This is a genomic window from Enterococcus cecorum (assembly GCF_052119425.1).
GTDB classification, from domain to species: Bacteria; Bacillota; Bacilli; order Lactobacillales; family Enterococcaceae; genus Enterococcus_E; species Enterococcus_E cecorum_C.
The window spans coordinates 82,851-104,843 of sequence record NZ_JBQKFH010000001.1 but is presented as its reverse complement, the minus strand read 5'-3'; the positions used below and the strand labels follow the sequence as shown (position 1 = coordinate 104,843).

Genomic DNA, 21,993 nt, shown 5'->3' with positions numbered 1-21,993 from the left:
AATTAATATGCTAATGAATATATCACAAGAAAAATCCCTAAGGAGGTTTGCATAAAAATGCTGATTTCTCAAGACGTAGCGCAACTCAAAGATCTAGTGACGAAACATCGACGTGCGCTTCATCAAATTCCTGAATTAGGTTTATCCGAATATAAAACAAAAGAATATTTATACAATTTTTTGCAACAACTACCCAATATTGAAATCCATGAAATATTAGATACTGGGCTGGTCGCAATTTTCAAAGGCAGCAAAGAAGGCAAGACATTAGGCTTTCGTACCGATATCGATGCTTTACCGATTACTGAAAATACTGACTTAGCCTTTCAAAGCACTCATCCTGGTAAGATGCATGCTTGTGGTCATGATGGACATATGGCTACCATGCTAGGCTTTGCACAATATCTTGCCACACATCCGCAAGAAATTATCGGTACCATCGTCTTAGTCTTTCAACCAGCTGAAGAAGGTCCTGGCGGTGCCCAACTTTTAATCGATGCCGGGCTTTTTGAAAAATATGGCATTGAACAAATGATTGGCTTACACGTCTTTCCAGAATTTGACGAAGGAATCATCGCCTGTCGTAAAGGACCAATGATGGCAAGAAATGGCGAGGTCTACATCACAATCAAAGGTAAGAGTGCACACGGGGCGCAACCACAAATCGGGGCTGATGCGATTGTTGCTACTAGCGCGGTGATTTCAGGCCTACATACAATTATTTCACGCAATCTTTCGCCAATGGATTCAGCCGTCCTCACTTTTGGTAAGATTACCGGTGGCGATGCGATGAATATTATTGCCCAAGAAGTCAAAATTGAAGGAACGATGCGCGCATTTAGCGATGAAGTTTATGAAACGATGACCCGTCGCATTGAAGAAATCGCGCAAAACATCGCCAAAGGATATGGTTGTGAAGCTGAAGTAACCTTTAATCATATGTATCGTGTGGTAGATAATGATGCACAAATGGTCGCAGCCTTAGAAAAAATTGTTGGGGATAGCTATGTCACGACCCCGCCTTATATGCTCGCTGAAGACTTCTCAATGTACCAGCAAAAGGTGCCAAGTCTCTTTTTCTTCGTAGGCATTCGCAATGAAGCATTAGGCTATACGCATCCTTTACACAGTGATCAACTACAATTTAATGAAGAATATTTACTCGGCGGCGTGGAATGTTACCGTCAATTAATGAAAGAATTAAATCAATAAGGAGTCCTGCAATGAATTTTGAAGTAAAAAATCATCATTTATATTTTGATGGGTGCGACACAGTTGCATTAGCCCAAAAATATGGCACCCCACTCTATGTCTTTTCAGAAAACGCGATTGTATCAGAATGTAATCAGTTAAAAGCTGCCTTTACCAATCGCTATCCAAATACGCGTGTGGCCTACGCTTCAAAGGCTTTTTCTACACTTGCAATGTATAAAATCATGGCTCGTGAAGGTTTTTGTATCGATGTAGTCAGTGGTGGGGAACTATATACCGCCATCCAAGCTGATTTTCCAGCCGAGCATATCGAATTTAATGGTAATAATAAATCTGATGAAGAATTAAGTCTGGCTTTAGATTATGGTGTAGGGCGGATTATCGTTGATGGGTTACAAGAAATTGAACGCATTCAAAAACTTGCAAGTGAAAAACAAACCACAGCCAAAGTCTTGTTTAGAATTACCCCTGAAGTGAATGTGCAAACCCATAGCTATATTTCAACCGGTCAAAAAGATTCCAAATTTGGGATTCCGCTTGATGAAGAGATTTTATGGCCAACCATTCAAAAAGCCATTGATGCTAGCAATATTGAATTTTATGGTTTCCATTTCCATGTAGGGAGTCAGTTAAAAGACAATAGCGCGCATCTAGCTGCAGCGAAAATTGCCTTAGATTTGGCCTTAGAAGTGCGAAAACGTCTAAACTATACGATTAAAGAATTGAATTACGGCGGTGGCTTTGGTGTGAAATACTTACCAGATGAACTCCGCCAACCATACGAATACTTCCTAACACCTTTGATGGAATTAACGGAAAGCTTTTGTCGAAAACATGATTTTCCACGTCCAAATATCGTCATCGAGCCTGGTCGAAGTATTGTGGCCGAAGCTGGCATTAGCTTACACACAATTGGCGAAATTAAGACTTTACCAGGCATCCGTACTTATGCTGCCATTGATGGTGGGATGACTGATAACATTCGCCCAGGCTTATATGATGCAACTTATACCGGAGTCATTGCCAACAAAGCCGATGAAGCAAAAACAGAAAAAGTAACCATCTCTGGAAAAGCCTGCGAAAGTACCGATATTTTGGTAAAAGACTTAGCCGTACCAAAAGTTGAAACAGGTGATATTTTTGCTACCTTTACAACGGGGGCTTATGGCTATTCCATGGCTAGCAACTATAATAAACTACCCATTCCAGCAGTCGTATTAGTGAAAGACGGACAAGATGCTTTAATCGTCAAACGCCAAAGCTATGAACAAATGATCCAAAATGAATTGATTCCTGATTTTTTATAGAAAGTGAGTGTGAAATGATGCAAATTCCTTTTTACAAAATGCAAGGTACCGGCAATGACTTTATCATTATTAATAACATTGAATTAAAATTTCCTTATGAAACCTTAGTCAAATTAGCCAAACAAATCTGCCAACGTAAAATTTCTGTGGGTTCAGATGCCTTAATGGTAGTAGATACTCCTCAAAAAGGTGGCGATTTTCGCATGATTTTCTTCAACGCAGATGGTACCGAAGCTGAAATGTGTGGCAATGGTGCTCGTTGTTTGGCGCGCTATGCTTTTGAAAACCAACTGGCAAATGAAGAAATGCAAATCGAAACAGTTGCGGGGATGGTTTATGCCAAACGTTTAGACCAACGCAACTATCAAGTGCAATTAAATGATCCAGCTAATATCCAAGAAGCTTTGATGTTTAATGATTTCTTAGTCGATTATGTCGAATTGGGTGATCCTGGCATTCCTCATTTGGTAGTCCCTTATGAAAATTTGAGTATCACGCCATTAGCATCGATTCAAGCTTTGGCTAAAAGTTTACGTTATTGGGACTACTTGCCTAAAGGAGCCAATGTAAATTTTTATGAAGTATTGGAAAATCAAGAAGTCGTGGTTCGAACCTTTGAGCGCGGCGTAGAAGATTTCACCTTAGCTTGTGGCACAGGTAGCGGCTCAACTGCCTATATCCTGGCACAAAAAGGTTTAGTCCAACCAGAAGAAGTCACGATTCATGTACTTGGTGGTACCTTAAAAGTCAAAGTCACACCAGACGGACTCTTCTTAATTGGGGATACCAATATTATTACCAAAGGCGAAATTATGGATGAAGATATCGAACAAAATGTGATGAACTAAAATAGAGAAGTAATAGACTAATATTTCGGTATAACAAAAAAATATCCGAATGTTCAGCAATGATTGAATTCATACTCAAGTTGAACATTCGGATTTTTATCATTATTAAAAAAATTAATTTAACCTGATAGTTTTGCTTATATACGACATTATCAAGATAAAATTATCATTCGTTTCCTGATATCTCCCCTAATCTTTTCTTAACCTGACTTCAATTTTTATTCTATCTGGATCTTCAAAAAAAACTGCATAAAATTCTTTACCTGCAGCATATGGATAATATTCTTCGTACAACAATGTCAAATGATTATCCAAACAATACTGATGAATATGATCAATCATCTCTATTTTGTCACAATGAAAAGCTAAGTGATTTAGTCCTACATGACATCTATGGTATGTAGAAGGCAAATACTGACCCTTCGTCTGAATAAAAACAATGTAAAAATCATTTTTTCGATATAAAAATCACTCATCCCATTCTTGAAAGACTTTAAAACCAAGCTTGGGAAATAACCAACTATAGAATGAAAAGATTCTCCTAAGTCACTGACATAAATTTCTATATGATCCATAATTTTATACGCCTCTTTAAGTAAATTTATTTTTTTACATAGATTAATAAAATAGGAGAAGATATTATTCAAAAATTTTGAAACGCGTCTTTAAAGAACCAATAAAAAAGTTATTCTTTATGACTATTTTTTAACACATCTTTTATTTCTTGATAGATTTCTTGGGCTTCTTCCAAACTATAGGCATTGGCACCACTCGCTAATGGATGGCCACCCCCATGATGACGTTTCGCGATTTCGTTGATAGGCTTAGTTTTAGAACGCAAACGCACACGATAATAGCCTTCTGGTTGCTCGACAAATAATGCCCAGGCTTGGACTTGTTCAATTTCTCCAGGCAATGGCACCAAATGCGCAGTCTTAGCATCATCTACTTGATACTCTTGCAATACTGCTTGTGATAAGTAGCAACAAGCCGCCCCATTTTCATCTATTTCAAGATTTTGATAAACATACCCCACTAACTTAGATACGGCTAAACTAATTTGTGAGATTTGGCGATTTAATAACGTCGCATCAAAGTCAAATTCTCTTAAAAAGCTAGCAATCCGCAGCGTTTTTGCCGTCGTTGCTGGATATAAAAATCTACCCGTATCACCTACAATACCAGCATAGAGCAAGCGTGCAGCCTTCGTAGTCATCGTTAATTCATCCGCTAATTGTTGATAAAAATCACAAATAATCTCGCTACAACTACTTGCAGTCGTATCTACATAGACCAAATCGCCATAAGGTTCGTCATTTGGATGATGATCAATTTTAATTAATTCTTTTCCTAGATGATAACGCTCATCACTAATTCGCGGTGCATTGGCGGTATCAGTGACAATCACGAGTGAATCTTGATAAACCTCATCAGCTATTTCTTGCATCGTTGCTAAATATTCCAAATGATCAACAGTTTTCCCTACTTGATAAATCTGCTTTTCAGGAAAACTTGCTCGCAAAATCTCAGCCAATCCCACTTGCGAACCTAAGGCATCTGGATCAGGACGCATATGGCGATGAATAATAATCGTATCATAGGCTTTTATTTTATTTAGTATTGCTTGTGCTGTTTGTAAATCCATCTTATCCCTACTTTCTATGCTCTTTCCATGACTTGACAAGTGACAATCGCTTTAGCCACCAAAGTATTTTCAAGATAAATTTCCATATCTAGTTTGGCAGAACGGCGACCTGACTCTAATATTCGCGGCTTGATTGACAGCTCGCTTTCTAACTGAATCAATTTGAAATAATGTAAGTTCACTTGTTCAATCCAAGTATTTTTGCGTTTATAAATCATCATGGTTTGTTTGGCGGTATTGGCAATCAATCCTGAAAGCACCCCAAAAGAAATCGTCCCTAATTCATCAACCATTTGTGGCGTAACTGTAAATTGAAACTCTGGCAATTCAAGGGCATTTCCTTGGGCATCTTCTTCAATCATCTGAATTTGCGCATTGACTTGATCGGCAATCGTATCAGATACTTGCGGCTGTCTTTGAACCAAATGCATCGCCTTCATCACATCTTGACGTGTCACAATCCCTAATAGTGAAAAATCATCGGCAACCACCGGCATCACTTCTAAGCCATCCCAAATCATTTGATGACTGACAGAAGCAATCGACATTTCCTTTTTCACGACACGGGGATCTTTGGTCATGACCCGTTCAATTAAGAGATGATCGCTCTTTTCTAAAATATCTTTGGTGGTCACAATCCCAACGACACGCATATTTTTATTGACGACTGGGAAGCGCGAATGTTTGGTGGTTTCGGCCAATTCAATATAATCACGCACCGTATCATGAACTTGTAAATAATGCGTCTTTTCTAGTGGCATATAAATATCGGCAATCAGCATAATTTCTTTTTTAATCAATTGATCGCTTAAAGCTCGGTTAATCATCGTCGCCACGGTAAACGTATCATAAGTCGTCCGTAAAATTGGTAGCCCCTTTTCATCCGCAAGACTGGCAATCTCACTTGTCGTATCAAAACCACCAGTAATCAGTACCGCTGCGCCATTTTCTAAAGCCAAGCGTTGCACATTGATACGGTTACCGACAATCATCAATGAACCAGGTGTCACATAACGTTCAATGGCTGAGACTTCCATCGCCCCAATTACAAATTTATTGAGGACGTGACTTAAACCACTCTCACCGCCAAGCACATCTCCTTCAATTATCTCTACTACTTCTGCAAAGGTTAATTTTTCAATATTTTTCTTTAATTTGCGTTCAATGCGAATGGTTCCTACCCGTTGAATGGTCGAAACTAAACCGCTATTTTCGGCCTCTTTAATGGCACGATAGGCAGTCCCTTCACTGACCTTTAGCTGTTTGGCAATTCCGCGTACTGAGATTTTTTCGCCAACTGGCAACTGCTCAATATATGATAAAATTAAATCATGTTTCGTTGTCATTTGCTCACTTCTTCCTCTTGTACTTTGTTATAACACAATCCATTATATAGAACGTTTACATCTAACTTTTTTAGATGAAATTAATACAGTATTCACCATTTATTGTAACAGATTTTAGCAGAAGTACAATGCTTTTTAGGAAGTTTCTGAGGGGAAAAATAATTTTCTAGACTATCAGGAGAAATGATTCAAGTTTAGCGTTTTTTGCAACTTTCACACCTAAATATCGACAAGGATTTGCGCCATCGCTATGATTGGAACTGAAAATAGATTTGCTTTATTAGTGGGCTCGTGGATATGGCCTGCACCCGCCTGTGGGCTCAACATTTATCATTAATGTTGAGAAAAAGAATAGCAGGACTGCCTATAGAGAGGGCATATCTAGCGTGAGGTGAAACTCAATACGTGGAAAAGATACCTAGGGTTAAATGTTGACATTAGATATCTTTTTATTTAAATAATCCAATTATTTTCACCGATATTAGAATCTAAAAATATACATCGACCTTTCAATTTTAACCACAAAAATAGCCAAGAGAACCATTGATAACATTCTCTTGGCTATGAGTATTAATAGCGATTATTTTTGCCTTTACGGTTGCTTGACTCCATAATCACTGGCAAAATGACTGGGCGACGACGTGTTTGCTCAAATAGATAGCGACTCAATTGATCACGGATATCTTGTTTGAGATTGCCCCAATCAAAGTCTTGCACTTGTAAATGACTTTCAACAATTTCTTGCACGATTTCGGCACTCTCACGCATCAAATCACGACTAGCCTTCACATAGACAAAGCCACGTGAAGTAATTTGTGGGGAGGAAATAATTTTTTTCTCGCGGCGATTAATCGTAACCACTGCTACAAAGATACCATCTTCTGACAATACTTTGCGGTCGCGCAAGACAATATTCCCAATATCACCGACTCCTTTACCATCAATCATGACATTTTCAGCCGGAACTGAACCATTTAAAATCAAACGGCCCTTAATCAAGCTGATGACATCCCCTTTAGCCGTCACTAAAATATGTTTATCATCATAACCTAATTGTTTAGCCAGATTTGCATGAGCGACTAATTGACGATATTCTCCTTGAACTGGAATTAAATATTTCGGTTTCAAAAGATTCATCATCAATTGTAAGTCAGTTGGATTGGCATGCCCTGAAACCGACATATTATCAGAAATATTTTTAACTGTGCCACCTGCGCGATAAATAATATCTTCAGTCTTAGCAACCACCGTCTCCATCGAAATAGTTGGCGTAGTCGTAATATAAACCAAATCGCCCTCATGAATACGCAAAGTTCGATGTGTTCCTTTTGCCATGCGTTGTAAAGATTTGATTGGTTCTCCCATACGACCTGTTTCTAAAATCAATAGTTCTTCTGGAGCGTATTTTTTCATTTCTTTTTGCGGAATAAATAAATCTTCATCAGGAACTGTTAATTTCCCTAGCTTCATCGCAGTTCGAATAATACGACCGAAATCTTGACCCGTCAATACAATTTTACGACCCGCTTTATAGCATGCATCAATCACTTGTTGGACACGCTGTAAGTTACTTGCGACACAGGCAACGACAATTCGGCCTTCCCAATAATTAATGGTATCATAGACTTCTTCGGCAATTTTTTGTTCTGAAGCAATCGGTTGAGGATTTTCAGCATTACTTGAAGTACTTAATAATGCAAGCACCCCTTCTTTACCAATTTCGGCTAAACGGGCAAAATCGGTGCGATAAGGTTCACTGGCTGATTGGTCAAATTTGAAATCTCCAGTATAAACAATATTGCCCTCTGGTGTTTTTAAGCTCACCCCTACTGAATCAGGAATCGAGTGGGTCGTCCTAAAGAAGCTTACCACCGTTTGACCAAAATCAATTTCTGTGTATTCGTCAATCACATGGAATTCTTTAAAACGTTTAGTTGGCTCATAACGATGTACATTTAATTTCGCTAATTCAATGGTTAATTTCGTCCCAAAAACCGGGGCCTTCACTTCAGCCAAAAGATAAGGAAGCGCTCCGATTGCATCCGGATGTCCATGGGTTAAAAAGATCCCGGCAATCCTTTCTTTATTGTCTCTAAGATAAGTAAAATCAGGAATAATCGTATCAATTCCTAATAGTTCACTTTCTGGATAGCGTAACCCACAATCAAGCACGAAAATATCTTCATCAACTTCGGCAATGTATAGGTTTTTTCCACTTTCACGGACCCCGCTTTGTGGAATGATATTTATCTTAGTCAAAAATTTCACCTCAATTTTTATTTTATTTCTTTAACTCATCATTACTATTATACATGAAATCAAGACTAAAACAAAAAGAAAAATACAACTATCTCATAGAATTCAAAAAATCATTGGTTTATTCGTACAAAAGTGAGAACATCCATCCCCTTAGACACAAAAATACCGACCTGTCCTATCAACAAGTCGGTAAATTTTTATTCAGGTACACGAACTAAATCCATTTCATGTAACGTTTCGGCGATTTGTACAGAGTTCCAAGCTGCGCCTTTCAATAGATTATCAGATACGACCCATAAGTGTAAGCCGTTTTCAACATCTAAATCTTTTCGGATACGACCAACAAAGGTTTCTTTCTTGCCAATTGAATTGATCGCTTGTGGATAGATTTGTTGGCTAGGATCATCTTCTAAAACGACTCCTGGTGCATCTTTTAATACATCGCGCACTTCTTCGACTGTTAATGGTGTTTTTGTTTCAATATAAACAGATTCAGAATGACCGCTTAGAACAGGCACACGGACACAAGTCGCAGAAACTTTGATGCTGCTATCTTCCATAATTTTCTTCGTTTCATTGACCATTTTCCACTCTTCATAAGTGTAACCTTCATCACTAAACACATCGATTTGCGCCAAAGCATTAAAGGCCAATGGATAGTGTTTTTTATCGCCACCACATGGTAAAATTTCAGCCGTTAATTCATTTAATGGCGTCCCTTCACTAAAGGCTTTCACTTGATTTGTTAATTCAGCAATCGCACGCGCACCAGCACCCGATACCGCTTGATAAGTAGAAACAATCACACGGTCCAAACCAGCTTTTTGACGGATAGGCTCTAAGGCAACCATCATTTGAATCGTTGAACAGTTTGGATTGGCGATAATTCCTTTATGTGATTTTAAGGCTTCTTTATTTACCTCAGGCACAACCAATGGAATTCCTTCATGCATTCTGAAATAGCTGGTATTATCAACTACTACCGCTCCACGTTTCACAGCTTCTGGCGCAAAGACTTTTGAAATGCTACCACCTGCACTAAATAAAGCCAAATCCACACCTTCAAATGATTCTGGCACTAATTCTTCAATCGTTAATTCTTGCTCTTTGAAGAAGGTTTTTTTTCCAGCTGAACGTTTAGAAGCTAATAATTTCACTGCTTTAATAGGTAATGTAGATTGCTCCAACATTTCAATCATTTTTGTTCCGACAGCCCCAGTTGCTCCAACGACTGCTACAGTATATTCTCTTGCCACACGACATTACTCCCTTTTATTAATATTTTTTAATTATTTTAACATATATTTCAAATTTTACTAGTCTTTTCACACATTTTTTCCGATAAATTCATTGAAAGTAAGAGCACGCTTTGTTATAGTGGGTATGCAAATGAAATTTTGGAGGGATATACATGGCAAAAGTAGAAAGCTTTAGTCTAGATCATAATAAAGTCAAAGCACCTTACGTCCGCATGGCAGGAATGGAAACCAATCAAGGTGTAGTTATTCAAAAATTTGATTTACGTTTCTTACAACCCAATCACGATGCTTTACCGACTGCTGCACTTCACACCTTAGAACATTTATTAGCCGTGAATTTACGCGACTATATTGAAGGTGTGATTGATTTATCACCAATGGGCTGCCGTACTGGTTTTTACTTAATCGTTTGGGGTGAACATTCAACGGAAGAAATTCGTGACGCCCTTAAAACTGTCTTAGAAAAACATGTCATTGGGACTGATTATGTGCCAGCTGTTTCGGCCAAAGAATGTGGGAATTATCGCGACCATTCCTTATTTGCTGCCCAAGAATATGCCAAACAAGTACTTGCTCAAGGCATTAGCAGCGATCCATTTGAAAGACTTGTTTAATCATAAAAATAGCAATCACTTCTTATTTGAAGTTGATTGCTATTTTTTTTATTTCTTTACTAAATTTCGTATGAGAGATATTAACCAATTTTCACTAATCTCATGTTCTTCAAAATTCTTTATTGTCAGAGCGTCTTGAATTTGACGTTTTCTATTAGGAATAATAAATAAAGGAAGTCGATTTAGTGCAAACCATCTTAAGTCACGTGTCTCCGATGTTGTTCTCTTCAATTCTCCACTAATAATATGACTAATGAAAAGATGTTGACAATCCTTTCTAGTTTTATCTATATATTGGGCAAATTCATAGTCAATCTGAATTTCATAACCTGTTTCCTCATACATTTCTCTTATGGCCGCTTCACTAGGAAGTTCATCTAATTCAACTACACCACCAGGTAAATCCCATAATGGGAAGTCACGACGTTTCACTAATAAAACGCGTTGATTTACAATGACCACATTAAAAGCACCATGACTATATTTCATTCTTTACTCTTTATCTATTCGGTAATTCAAAAATCATCGCTGCAAATGGCGCAAGTGTCATGCGTTTTTGCAATTTCGGCTCATCGATATTTGTTAGTAAAACTTTCGCCGTTGGTTGTACCACACGGTTTGGCAAATCTACCACAACTTCTTGATTACTTAAATTCACTAAGACCAAAGCACTTTGCTCATCCGTATTTCGTGTATAAGCAATGACTTGTGGATGACCTGCTAAGTGCAACTCATAATTACCATCGACAAATAGCGGTGTTTTGCGCAACTGAATCGCTTGTTTATAAAAGTTTAACAAGGAATCTGGACGCTCTTCTTGCTCAGCTACATTGATTTCCTGATAGTTTGGATTGACCGCTAACCAAGGTTGTACTTGGCTAAACCCAGCTTCATCACTATCTTGCCATTGCATCGGTGTCCGGGAATGATCTCTGGTCCAATGACAAATTTGTTGTAATGCTTCAGATGGTTCTACACCTTGTTTCAACAATTCTTGATAATGGCTATAACTATCTTTAGCATCTAATTGTTCTACTGATGTAAATGGGAAATTCGTCATACCGATTTCCTGTCCTTGATAGATAAACGGTGTCCCTTTCATAAATAGAAAAGCCGTTGCGATTGCTTTAGCCGACTGTTCGCTTTCATTACCCAAAATCGAATTGATGCGAGGATTATCATGATTTTCGACATAGAGTGCATTCCAACCATTCGCATTCAAATCTTTTTGCCAACGACTGACAACTTTCTTCCATCCGAGCACATTGATACGCTCATGACCAGGTTGGCCTTCTCTGACTTGATGTTCTAATTCAAAAATCATATCTAGATAGCCTTCTCGATTGGTCCATTTCACCGCTTTTTTACTCGTCACACCACTTGCTTCACCAATCGTTACAATCGGATATTCGTCAAAAATTTCCTTCAAATCTTGCATATACTCATCAATTCCCGCCACATTCATAAACGGCGCCCATGGATTATCGGTAATTTTGAAGTCCCATGGCTCTTTTTGGATATGACTAATCGCATCTAAACGGAAACCATCAATGCCTAAATCTAGCCACCAGCGAATCATTTGATAGATTTCTTCACGAACCTTAGGATTTTTCCAATTTAAATCAGGTTGTTCAGGCGCAAAAATGTGGAAATAGGCTTGTTTTGATTTTTCATCATATTGCCAAGTCGAACCTCCGAAGAAACTTTGCCAGTCATTCGGCATTCGATCCGGTGTTGCATCTGCCCATAAGTAATAATCACGATAAGGATTGTCCTTGCCTTTTAGCGCTTCTTGAAACCATGGATGCTGATCACTCGTATGATTAACGACCAGATCCATCACAATCTTCAATCCTAAATCATGTGCTTTTGTCAGTAATTCCTTAAAATCCTCCATCGTGCCAAAATCAGGATGAATGGCTTGATAATCAGAAATATCATAGCCATTATCCACATTTGGTGAAGCATAAATTGGATTAATCCAGATGAAATCGACTCCTAAATCTTTAATATAAGGCAATTTTGCGATGATTCCTTGCAAATCACCAATACCATCATTATTGCTATCATAGAAACTCCGCGGATAGATTTGATAACCTATCGCAGTTTCCCACCATTTTCTTTCCATTATTAATCCTCCAATTTTACAACAAAAGCTTGCCATGGTTTTAAGGTCAAGTCTAAGCATTCTGATAACTGCACAGGCATATTTTCAATGACAATTTCTTTGGCTTTTGCGTTATCATACTTAAAGTCATGTGCTTCATTAGAGAAGTTTGTCACAACTAGCCAAGTTTCGCCTTGATATTTACGTAGGTAGGCAAATACTTCCTCTTGCGTATCCACTAATTCAAAATCGCCCCAAATCATAATTGGGTTTGCTTTACGTAGGGCAATTAATTTTTGATAAGTGTAAAAAATCGAATCAGGATCGGCCAAAGCTTGTTCAACATTAATCTTTTCATAATTATCATTGACTGCGATCCATGGTTCCACCGTTGAAAAACCGGCAAAGGCATGATTATTCCATTGTACTGGACGTCTAGCATTATCCCGACCTTTGACATTAATCGAGTGGATAATATCTTCTTTTGCATAGCCATTTGCTAAACGTTCATGATACATATTAATGGTTTCAATATCACGCGCTTGAGAAATATCGGTAATTGCTGTGTTAGTCATGCCGATTTCTTCTCCTTGATAGATATATGGTGTTCCTTTTTGCATGTGTAATAGAATCGCTAACATTTTCGCACTTTCAACACGATACTGACCATCATTTCCCCAGCGTGAAATCATGCGTGGTAAGTCATGATTATTCCAAAATAGTGAATTCCAACCTTGATTATCTAGCTCGGTTTGCCATTTTGCAAAAATTTGTTTTAATTTGCCTAAATCAACCGGTGCTAAATCCCATTTTTCGCCGCCTTCTTGTTGGTCTAAGCCGATATGTTCAAATTGGAAAACCATCGAAAGCTCATGACGCTCTGGATTTGAATAAAGTTTGGCAATTTCTGGTGTGGCACCCCAAGTTTCGCCGACGGTTAATAAATCATGTTTACCAAAAGTCGCTTGATTCATCTCTTGTAAAAATTCATGCAAACGAGGACCATTTCCGGTAATTTCTTTTTCTGGTACTTTACCGATTAAATCAATCACATCCATACGGAACCCACCGATGCCTTTATCAATCCAGAAATTCATCATTTGATAGACTGCTTGACGGACTTTTTCATTTTGCCAGTTTAAGTCAGGTTGTTTTTTACTAAATAAATGTAAATAATATTGTCCTGTTGCTTCATCCAATTGCCAAGCTGAACCAGAAAAGGCCGAACGTAACCCATTTGGCACGCCCCCGTCTTTACTTGGATCAGCCCATACATAGTAATCGCGGTAAGGGTTGTCCTTAGATTTGCGTGCTTCAACAAACCATGCGTGTTCATCAGAGGTATGATTGACCACCAAGTCCATGATGATACGAATATTACGTTTTTTCGCTTCGGCAATTAAACGATCCATATCTTCCATTGTCCCAAACTCAGTCATAATCGCTTCATAATCAGAAATATCATAACCATTATCATCATTTGGCGACTGATAAACGGGAGATAACCAAATCGCACCGATACCTAGTTTTTCCAGATAGTCTAATTTTTCGATGATACCGGGTAAATCCCCGATACCATCACCATTACTATCTTTAAAACTTCTTGGATAAATTTGATAAACAACGACTTCTTGCCACCAATGTTTTTGACTCATTATTCCACACCTTCCCAGTAAGTAATGACAAATCCTTTAGGTAAAATTTGATTTTCTTGTGTTTTTTGACTTAAAACTGTTCTTTCGCTAACTGGCATCGTAATAGGTTGATCACCTGTATTAAAAGTTGCGACTAATAGACGATCATCCAATTGACGAGCAAACGATACGATTCCTGTGCGATCATCGACGGCTAACCATTCCAAGCTACCTTCACTTAAAATTGGTTGATACTCTTTTCTAAATGCGACCAACAATTTCATAAATTCATACATTTCTAAATCTTGGTCTTTTTCATCCCAAACCATGCATTTGCGGCAACCAGGGTCAAACTCGCCTTCCATCGCATATTCCGTACCGTAGTAGATACAAGGGACACCCATTTGTAAATAAGTGAAAGCCATAATTTGACGAGCCAAGTCTTTATCCCCAGCGACTTCTGTCAATAGTCTAGGCGTATCATGTGAATCTAAAACGTTTAATTGCACTTGATTCGTTTGCATGCGATAGAGCATTAATTGTTGGTTCATTTGCGCAACCATCTTTGTCAAAGGAATTTCATCTTTTACAAAGTAAGCTTTAATCGCATCGGTAAAGGCATAGTTCATCACGGCATCAAACTCATCACCTTGTAACCAGCGTTGAGAAGAATACCAAATTTCTCCTAATATATAGAAGTCTTTTTTCGCTGCATCACAAGTTTGTCTAAATTTCTTCCAAAACGCGTGGTCCACTTCATTGGCAACATCCAAGCGCCAAGCATCGATATCAAATTTTTCAATCCAGTATTTCGCTATTGAAAGTAAATATTCTTGCACTTCAGGATTAGCTGTATTTAATTTTGGCATATGCGGCGTGAAGGCAAAAGTATCATAAGTTAAATCTTTAGCATCTTCAAAGTTATCCCCTTCTGTATAACTCACTGGAAACTCGTGAATGTGGAACCAATCAGCATATTTAGATTTTTCCCCATTTTCAATGACATCTTGCCATTGTGGAGAATTATCGCCAATATGATTAAATACCGCATCCAGCATCACTTTAATCCCACGAGCATGACATTCCTCAACCAAGGCTTTAAAGGTTTCATCATCACCAAAAGCTGGATCGATTTTAAAGTAATCTTCCGTATCGTATTTATGGTTAGAAGTCGCTTTAAAGATTGGGCAGAAATACAAACCATTCACTCCTAAATCAACCAAATGATCTAAATGGTCGCGTACCCCCTGTAAGTCTCCGCCAAAGAAATTAAATGGCGTTGGTTCTTCGCTTCCCCATGCAAGAGTGCCTTTTGGATCATTCGTCGTATCCCCATTTGCAAAACGTTCTGGGAAAATTTGATACCATACTGTTTGTTTCACCCATTCAGGTACTTTAACGCGGTCTGTTTGGTGGAAATAAGGCAAACGATAATAAAGATTTGGTGTTGACAAGTATTCTTCCGTTGCTGGAAAAATGCCTTGATCTCCATAAAAAGCGGTCGTGCCATCCACACCTTCAACAATAAACCCATAAGCAATACGGCGGAATTTTGCACCTACACTAATTTGCCAATAATCATGCAATTGCGTTGTCAATAATTTTTGCATAGGTACTTTCTTTTGGAACCATTTTTCCTTATTCACCAAATAAGGATCACCGTGAACAAGGTATACCGCTTTCACATCTTCTCTGGCGGTCTGTAAGCGAATGTGCATCGTTGCTTCATTATAAAGATAAGCAAATTCACTTTCAGGTCGATGATAAATTGCAGAAGTATTCATAAATACAATCTCTCCTTTTATTTAAATATTTGATTCGCCCCTATTATTACATAAACCGAAAACGCAATCAAGCAAAAAACGGCAATCGGTTGCACTTTATCGCAAATCTGTTTTGTTAATCAGTCAGAAATCCTTTTAAAACCAAGCACTTACCTTTGTTTTAAACATTTGTATTTAAAATTTATGTTTATAAAATCCCCTTATCTTTTTCATATTTTAAAAAAAATACGAAAAAAACATTTGACAAAAGACGCAAACGATTGCATAATAAACATGTAATTATTTTTCTCAAATAAATGGAGGTCTTGAGAATGAAAACTAACTTCAAAAAATTTGCTCTAGGGACAGTAGCCTTAGGAGCCAGCGTATTACTACTTGCCGGATGCGGAAATTCAAGTAAGAATGAAAGCGCTACAGACAATGGTGGCAAAGCTTCAAGTTCTAAAGTAGAAGGTCACATTAAATTATGGATTGATACCGAACAAAAAGCCACTTTCAACAAAATCGTTAAAGACTTTGAAAAAGAATATCCTGATGTTAAAGTGGATGTCAAAGTCGGTTCTTCTGCTGATGCGAAAAAAGATGTTTCTAAAGACCCTGAAAAGGCAGCCGATGTCTTTATGTTACCACATGACCAAGTCGGACAAATGGCTGAAGCAGGTCTATTATATAAGAATACAAAATTCGCAGATGAAGTGAAGAAAAACAATATTGATTCTGCTATTGAAGGGGCATCTTGGAAAGGCGAATTATACGCTTACCCATATGGAGTAGAAACTCAAGTCCTTTACTACAATAAATCTGTTTTATCTGAAGAAGATGTGAAAACTTGGACAGGAATCACAACAAAAGGTAAATTAGGTACCAACTTTGGTGAAAATGGTGCCAACTACATCTTCGCCCCATTATTTATGAGTAATGGTGATGTATTATTTGGTAAAAATGGTGAAGATCTAAAAGGTACTGACTTCAACAATGAAAAAGGTGTGCAAGTACTTGACTGGATTGCTAAACAAAAATCAAATCCAGGGGTTGTTCAATCAAGCGAAACAGCGATTGCAAAACTTTCTTCAGGTGAAACAAGTGCCTTCCTTTCAGGTCCATGGTCTAAAAACGATGTGAAAAAAGGTTTAGGCGACAAGATGGGCGTTGCAGCTTATCCAACAGTTGACTTTGGTAATGGCGAAGTTCCTATGAAAGCTTTCTTAGGTGTGAAATTATTCGGGGTTAACCAACAAACAAAACATCCACTAGCTGCGATGGCTTTAGCAAACTACATCAGTGGTGAAAAAGCACAAGAAGAATTATTCAAGAACCATGGTATCATCCCATCTAACAAAGCCGCTCAAGAATCTGAAGCAGTTCAAAGTGATGATGTCGCAAAAGCTGTCTTAGCAATGTCTGATGAAGCTCACTCAGTTGTTATGCCTAAATTACCTGAAATGGTTTCATTCTGGCCAGCAATGGATGCTTTAATTAACGATACTTACAAAGGTAAAATTGCTAGTGACCAATATCAAGCTAAATTAGATAAATTCGTTGAAGATATCTCTAAAGAAGCTAAATAATTGAACTTTCTAATGTTATCTGCGGGGATTTCCTGCAGATAACATTTCATTATATCTTATGAAAAGGCGTGAATCTTATGTCTCAAAAAATGCTTTCTCACCCTAAAAAAATGACTTTTAGAGAACTATTTAAACAGGGCGATTTACCAACTAAACTATCTTTTCTATTTATGGGAACGGCTAATTTATGTAACAAGCAAATTCCAAAAGGCTTACTCTTCTTAGGTTCAGAAATTCTTTTCTTCTTTTGGTTAATTCGTAATGGAGTGACCGCTCTAGCAATGTTACAAACACTTGGTACGAAAAAACAAGGATTAGTCTATAATGAAGATTTAGGTATTGAAGTCTTACAAAAAGGCGACAACTCCATGTTAATCTTGCTATTCGGTATCGCAGCCATCTTAACTTGTGCGATGATGATTTATCTTTACATCGTCAACTTAAAGAGCGCACGCAAACTTTATGAATTAAAACAAGAGAACAAACCTATTCCTACCACTCGTGATGATTTAAGATCTTTACTCAACGAACGCTTCCACGCAACTTTGATGACCATTCCTTTACTTGGTGTGCTATTATTTACCATTTTACCGTTGTTATACATGATTTCGATTGCGTTTACGAACTATGATCACAATCATCTCCCACCAAAACAACTCTTTACTTGGGTGGCATTCAAAAACTTTGGTAATGTCATTACTGGGGATATGGCTTCTACTTTCTTCCCAGTATTAGTATGGACGTTGGTTTGGGCGGTTATGGCAACTGTCACTTGTTTCATCTTTGGCGTGATTCTTGCCTTATTAATCAACACTAAAGGCATCAAAGGAAAGAAAATTTGGCGTACCCTATTTGTCTTAACGATGGCCGTCCCTCAATTCGTTTCCTTGTTGATTATGCGTAACCTTTTAAACGATGCAGGTCCAATCAACTCAACTTTGATGAATTTAGGGATTATCAAATCAGCCTTACCTTTCTTAACTGATCCAACTTGGGCAAAATTCTCAATTATCTTTGTCAATATGTGGATTGGGATTCCGGTAACAATGATTATCACTACTGGTATTTTACAAAACTTACCAACTGACCAAATCGAAGCGGCTCGCATTGATGGTGCAAATAGTTTCCAAATCTTTAGAAGCATCACATTCCCACAAATTTTATTTGTTATGATGCCTTCATTGATTCAACAATTAGTCGGCAATATCAATAACTTCAACGTCATCTACTTATTAACTGGTGGTGGCCCATCTAACTCAGATTTCTATGGTGCCGGTAGTACAGACTTGCTCGTTACCTGGTTATATAAATTAACCGTAGATACAATGGACTATAACTTAGCTTCTGTTATCGGTATCTTAATCTTTATTCTTTCAGCTGTCTTTAGTTTAGCAGCCTACACTAGAACAAATTCATTTAAGGAGGGCTAAACAATATGAATTATCGTGCAAAACGCAAATTAAATCTAACTTTAGTCTATGTCATCCTTGCTATTTTGGCCTGTATCTGGGTCTTTCCAATAATCTGGATTGTCTTAACAAGTTTTCGTGCTGAAGGTGGCGCATTCGTCCCTTACATCATTCCAAAACAATTCACGCTTGATAATTATGTCAAACTATTGACCAATCCAAATGGTACTTATCCCTTCGTTCGTTGGTTTATGAACACTTTAATCGTTGCTATCTGTAGTTGTTTATTATCAACATTTATTACGATTGCGATGGCTTATGCATTATCAAGATTACGTTTCAAAATGCGTAAACCATTCTTAAAAGTTGCTTTAGTATTAAATATGTTCCCTGGCTTTATGAGTATGATTGCTGTCTACTACATCTTAAAAGCCATGAACTTAACAGAAAGCTTAGTAGCCCTAGTCATCGTCTACTCATCCGGTGCCGCACTTGGCTTTTACATTGCGAAAGGCTTCTTTGATACCATTCCAATGACTTTGGATGAATCGGCTATGATTGACGGCGCAAACAAATGGCAAATCTTTACTCAAATTACTTTACCTTTATCTAAACCAATTATCGTTTATACTTCTTTGATGGCTTTCATGGGACCTTGGATGGACTTCATCTTTGCCAAAGTCATCATGGGCGATAAAGTTGAAAACTATACCGTTGCGATTGGACTTTACTCAATGATGACCAAGACAACTGCCAATTCGTTATTCATGTCCTTTACCGCTGGATGTGTGATGATTGCCATTCCAATTACCATCCTATTCATCTATATGCAAAAATTCTATGTGGAAGGTATCACAGCAGGTTCAGTCAAAGGATAAAAATCTTGAGGTTTATCTACTAGCCTCGCTTATCAAAAAAATCGGAGTCATCTTTCATACACTGAAGATGACTCCGATTTTACGTTTCATTCACTTATTTTTTATTCAGTTTCTCAAAAGTTTCATCGAGACCGATAGAAACACCGCCTGCTTCCATTTCTTTCTCGGATTCGTAGATTGCCTGGTCGATTCGGTTGTTTTTTACAAATTTATCATATAATTCACTGCTCATTAACACCAGATCGCTGTAAGCATTTTTGGTAATAAAAATCGGTTCCTGTATCTTATGAGCCATATCAAATAACTTACTGATATCAGAAAAATCTTCACTTGGTATGATAACTGGCATACTATCAAATCCTTTCTTATCATAATTATGTCAGAATGTATCCCGATTATTTACCTTTTTGTCTTACCATCTGATTACCTCCATCATAACATAATAAAATAAAAAAATAAGTTTAAGCAAAAAAATTCTCAAAAAATCTGTTTCATTTTTACTCAAAATTAGAAAAGGGTTTTACTTGCTTTTTTTAAGAAATAAGTGTACCATGTAATTAGTTTTAGGTGTACCTAAACTTTTAACATTTTACTAGAATATGAGGTGCTTTCATGAATGAAACAACACATAAAACGCCAATTATTACACATACGCATTCCAAAAGCTTGGAAGAAATCAATGGAACAGTTGAAATTCCTAAAACAAAAAACTTTTGGCGTAATTTACTAGCTTTCTCCGGTCCTGGAGCTTTAGTAGCAGTTGGATATATGGACCCCGGAAACTGGATTACTTCCATTGGCGGTGGGGCAAAATATGGCTATCTCTTACTATCCGTTGTCTTTTTATCAAGTTTGATTGCGATGTTACTCCAATACATGGCGGCTAAACTAGGCATTGTCACCCACATGGATTTGGCACAGGCGACACGGAAATATACCGGAAAAAAATTAGGAATCTTACTTTGGATTATTACTGAATTGGCGGTCATGGCCACTGATATTGCCGAGATTATCGGAAGTGCGATTGCTTTAAATCTATTGTTTGGCATTCCACTCACCTATGGGGTCTTGCTCACTGTCTTTGATGTCTTTTTACTATTGCTCTTGATGAAATTAGGCTTTAGAAAAATCGAAGCCATCGTCATGACATTGATTTTAGTCATCTTAGGGGTATTCTTGTATGAGGTATTTCAAGCAGAACCCGTTGTCCAACAAGTTTTCGGCGGCTTTATACCTCAAAAGCGGATATTACATCATGGAGAATTAACCATGGCATTAGGGATTGTCGGCGCTACTGTAATGCCGCATAACCTTTACCTAGGTTCTTCGATTTCACAAACTCGCAAATATAATCGTCAAAGTAAAGAGGATATTGCACTGGCTGTCCGTTTTGCGACTTGGGATTCCAATTTACAGCTTTCTCTCGCCTTTTTAGTCAACTGTCTATTGCTGATTTTGGGAAGTGCCTTATTCTTTGGTCATCAAGGAGATTTAGGAACTTTTACTGCCCTTTATGATGCCTTAAAAGATCCAAATATTGCCGGGAAAGTTGCCAGCCCAGTATTAAGTGTCCTCTTCGCTGTAGCCTTATTAGCTTCCGGTCAAAACTCGACCATTACCGGTACTTTAGCTGGACAAATCGTGATGGAAGGATTCATCCATATTAAATTACCACCATGGATTCGTCGCTTAATCACACGACTATTATCTGTACTACCAGTCATACTCTGTGCTATTTTCTTTGGAGATGATGAAGGAACGCTGGATCAATTGTTGATTTATTCGCAAGTCTTTCTAAGTATCGCTTTACCTATTTCGATGATTCCACTTGTTTACTTTACCAGTTCGGAAAAAATCATGGGCAAGCAATTTAAAAACAAACCTATCCTTAGCATTTTAGGTTGGATAAGTACAGCGATATTAACCGTTCTAAATATTCAGCTTATCCTCTCAACCATCCAAGAACTCTTTTAAAAAAAGCATGTGCCAAAAAACGGCACATGCTTTTTTGGATGAAATCTATTTACATTCTTCTTTCATTCATTCAAACAACGTATAGTCTACTTCTGATATAGTTTTTCGCTTTAAACGATGAACCTCTTTGATTACAAATATGAAAAAGG

General features: G+C 37.7%; 17 protein-coding genes. 8 read left to right on the top strand and 9 right to left on the bottom strand.

The window, feature by feature from the left end:
* Window positions 1-57 precede the first annotated feature (57 nt).
* Genes ACTQZM_RS00405 through dapF form a run of 3 tightly spaced genes read left to right on the top strand, consistent with a single transcriptional unit; the run spans window position 58 to window position 3,367 of the window.
* The gene (locus ACTQZM_RS00405) at window positions 58-1,212 is read left to right on the top strand and encodes a M20 metallopeptidase family protein (RefSeq protein WP_441652538.1); all 1,155 of its coding nucleotides are present in this window, start codon (window positions 58-60) and stop codon (window positions 1,210-1,212) included.
* 11 nt (window positions 1,213-1,223) lie between these two features.
* Window positions 1,224-2,519: a diaminopimelate decarboxylase gene (gene lysA, locus ACTQZM_RS00400; protein WP_441652537.1), complete on the top strand. Its 1,296-nt coding sequence runs from the start codon at window positions 1,224-1,226 to the stop codon at window positions 2,517-2,519.
* A gap of 17 nt (window positions 2,520-2,536) precedes the next feature.
* Window positions 2,537-3,367, top strand: a complete 831-nt coding sequence (gene dapF, locus ACTQZM_RS00395; protein WP_171335945.1) for a diaminopimelate epimerase — start codon at window positions 2,537-2,539, stop codon at window positions 3,365-3,367.
* 685 nt (window positions 3,368-4,052) lie between these two features.
* Here the strand turns inward: dapF and ACTQZM_RS00390 are convergent.
* From ACTQZM_RS00390 to ACTQZM_RS00375, 4 genes are all read right to left on the bottom strand, one after another.
* Window positions 4,053-5,012 carry a DHH family phosphoesterase gene (locus ACTQZM_RS00390; protein ID WP_171333364.1) on the bottom strand — a complete coding sequence of 320 codons (960 nt, stop codon included), beginning with the start codon at window positions 5,010-5,012 and terminating at the stop codon, window positions 4,053-4,055.
* Window positions 5,013-5,026: 14 nt separating this feature from the next.
* Entirely contained in the window at window positions 5,027-6,358 is a 1,332-nt protein-coding gene (locus ACTQZM_RS00385) for a DRTGG domain-containing protein (RefSeq protein WP_243197827.1), read from the bottom strand.
* 570 nt (window positions 6,359-6,928) lie between these two features.
* Window positions 6,929-8,617: a ribonuclease J gene (locus ACTQZM_RS00380; RefSeq protein WP_441652536.1), complete on the bottom strand. Its 1,689-nt coding sequence runs from the start codon at window positions 8,615-8,617 to the stop codon at window positions 6,929-6,931.
* 197 nt (window positions 8,618-8,814) lie between these two features.
* Entirely contained in the window at window positions 8,815-9,873 is a 1,059-nt protein-coding gene (locus tag ACTQZM_RS00375; RefSeq protein WP_441652535.1) for an aspartate-semialdehyde dehydrogenase, read from the bottom strand.
* A 155-nt stretch (window positions 9,874-10,028) separates the two neighbouring features.
* Here ACTQZM_RS00375 and ACTQZM_RS00370 point away from each other — a divergent pair, with 155 nt between their 5' ends.
* The gene (locus ACTQZM_RS00370) at window positions 10,029-10,490 is read left to right on the top strand and encodes an S-ribosylhomocysteine lyase (protein WP_287852204.1); all 462 of its coding nucleotides are present in this window, start codon (window positions 10,029-10,031) and stop codon (window positions 10,488-10,490) included.
* Between the two features lie 48 nt (window positions 10,491-10,538).
* On the opposite strand, the gene ACTQZM_RS00365 is transcribed toward ACTQZM_RS00370, so the two are convergent.
* Genes ACTQZM_RS00365 through ACTQZM_RS00350 form a run of 4 tightly spaced genes read right to left on the bottom strand, consistent with a single transcriptional unit; the run spans window position 10,539 to window position 16,015 of the window.
* The gene (locus tag ACTQZM_RS00365) at window positions 10,539-10,979 is read right to left on the bottom strand and encodes an NUDIX domain-containing protein (protein WP_441652534.1); all 441 of its coding nucleotides are present in this window, start codon (window positions 10,977-10,979) and stop codon (window positions 10,539-10,541) included.
* Window positions 10,980-10,989: 10 nt separating this feature from the next.
* On the bottom strand, window positions 10,990-12,618 hold the full coding sequence (locus ACTQZM_RS00360) for a glycoside hydrolase family 13 protein (protein WP_441652533.1): 1,629 nt from the start codon (window positions 12,616-12,618) through the stop codon (window positions 10,990-10,992).
* Window positions 12,619-12,620: 2 nt separating this feature from the next.
* Entirely contained in the window at window positions 12,621-14,252 is a 1,632-nt protein-coding gene (locus ACTQZM_RS00355) for a glycoside hydrolase family 13 protein (protein ID WP_441652532.1), read from the bottom strand.
* The gene (locus ACTQZM_RS00350) at window positions 14,252-16,015 is read right to left on the bottom strand and encodes a glycoside hydrolase family 13 protein (protein ID WP_441652531.1); all 1,764 of its coding nucleotides are present in this window, start codon (window positions 16,013-16,015) and stop codon (window positions 14,252-14,254) included. Before ACTQZM_RS00350 ends, ACTQZM_RS00355 begins: the two co-directional genes overlap by 1 nt.
* Window positions 16,016-16,326: 311 nt before the next feature.
* On the opposite strand from ACTQZM_RS00350, the gene ACTQZM_RS00345 reads away from it, so the two are divergent.
* From ACTQZM_RS00345 to ACTQZM_RS00335, 3 genes are all read left to right on the top strand, one after another.
* Window positions 16,327-17,583, top strand: coding sequence for an extracellular solute-binding protein (locus ACTQZM_RS00345; protein WP_441652530.1), 1,257 nt, complete (start codon window positions 16,327-16,329; stop codon window positions 17,581-17,583).
* Between the two features lie 77 nt (window positions 17,584-17,660).
* Window positions 17,661-19,013 carry a carbohydrate ABC transporter permease gene (locus ACTQZM_RS00340; RefSeq protein WP_113827071.1) on the top strand — a complete coding sequence of 451 codons (1,353 nt, stop codon included), beginning with the start codon at window positions 17,661-17,663 and terminating at the stop codon, window positions 19,011-19,013.
* Between the two features lie 5 nt (window positions 19,014-19,018).
* The gene (locus tag ACTQZM_RS00335; RefSeq protein ID WP_441652529.1) at window positions 19,019-19,870 is read left to right on the top strand and encodes a sugar ABC transporter permease; all 852 of its coding nucleotides are present in this window, start codon (window positions 19,019-19,021) and stop codon (window positions 19,868-19,870) included.
* Between the two features lie 94 nt (window positions 19,871-19,964).
* On the opposite strand, the gene ACTQZM_RS00330 is transcribed toward ACTQZM_RS00335, so the two are convergent.
* Entirely contained in the window at window positions 19,965-20,219 is a 255-nt protein-coding gene (locus ACTQZM_RS00330; RefSeq protein WP_441652528.1) for a type II toxin-antitoxin system Phd/YefM family antitoxin, read from the bottom strand.
* Window positions 20,220-20,482: 263 nt separating this feature from the next.
* Here ACTQZM_RS00330 and ACTQZM_RS00325 point away from each other — a divergent pair, with 263 nt between their 5' ends.
* Window positions 20,483-21,844, top strand: a complete 1,362-nt coding sequence (locus tag ACTQZM_RS00325; protein WP_441652527.1) for an Nramp family divalent metal transporter — start codon at window positions 20,483-20,485, stop codon at window positions 21,842-21,844.
* Window positions 21,845-21,993: the final 149 nt, after the last annotated feature.

Bases quoted from the DNA above. Each gene is read 5' to 3' on its own strand.
- ACTQZM_RS00405 (WP_441652538.1), top strand. From the start codon at position 58: ATGCTGATTTCTCAAGACGTAGCGCAACTCAAAGATCTAGTGACGAAA.
- lysA (WP_441652537.1), top strand. From the start codon at position 1,224: ATGAATTTTGAAGTAAAAAATCATCATTTATATTTTGATGGGTGCGAC.
- dapF (WP_171335945.1), top strand. From the start codon at position 2,537: ATGCAAATTCCTTTTTACAAAATGCAAGGTACCGGCAATGACTTTATC.
- ACTQZM_RS00390 (WP_171333364.1), bottom strand. From the start codon at position 5,012: ATGGATTTACAAACAGCACAAGCAATACTAAATAAAATAAAAGCCTAT.
- ACTQZM_RS00385 (WP_243197827.1), bottom strand. From the start codon at position 6,358: ATGACAACGAAACATGATTTAATTTTATCATATATTGAGCAGTTGCCA.
- ACTQZM_RS00370 (WP_287852204.1), top strand. From the start codon at position 10,029: ATGGCAAAAGTAGAAAGCTTTAGTCTAGATCATAATAAAGTCAAAGCA.
- ACTQZM_RS00365 (WP_441652534.1), bottom strand. From the start codon at position 10,979: ATGAAATATAGTCATGGTGCTTTTAATGTGGTCATTGTAAATCAACGC.
- ACTQZM_RS00360 (WP_441652533.1), bottom strand. From the start codon at position 12,618: ATGGAAAGAAAATGGTGGGAAACTGCGATAGGTTATCAAATCTATCCG.
- ACTQZM_RS00355 (WP_441652532.1), bottom strand. From the start codon at position 14,252: ATGAGTCAAAAACATTGGTGGCAAGAAGTCGTTGTTTATCAAATTTAT.
- ACTQZM_RS00350 (WP_441652531.1), bottom strand. From the start codon at position 16,015: ATGAATACTTCTGCAATTTATCATCGACCTGAAAGTGAATTTGCTTAT.
- ACTQZM_RS00345 (WP_441652530.1), top strand. From the start codon at position 16,327: ATGAAAACTAACTTCAAAAAATTTGCTCTAGGGACAGTAGCCTTAGGA.
- ACTQZM_RS00340 (WP_113827071.1), top strand. From the start codon at position 17,661: ATGTCTCAAAAAATGCTTTCTCACCCTAAAAAAATGACTTTTAGAGAA.
- ACTQZM_RS00335 (WP_441652529.1), top strand. From the start codon at position 19,019: ATGAATTATCGTGCAAAACGCAAATTAAATCTAACTTTAGTCTATGTC.
- ACTQZM_RS00330 (WP_441652528.1), bottom strand. From the start codon at position 20,219: ATGCCAGTTATCATACCAAGTGAAGATTTTTCTGATATCAGTAAGTTA.
- ACTQZM_RS00325 (WP_441652527.1), top strand. From the start codon at position 20,483: ATGAATGAAACAACACATAAAACGCCAATTATTACACATACGCATTCC.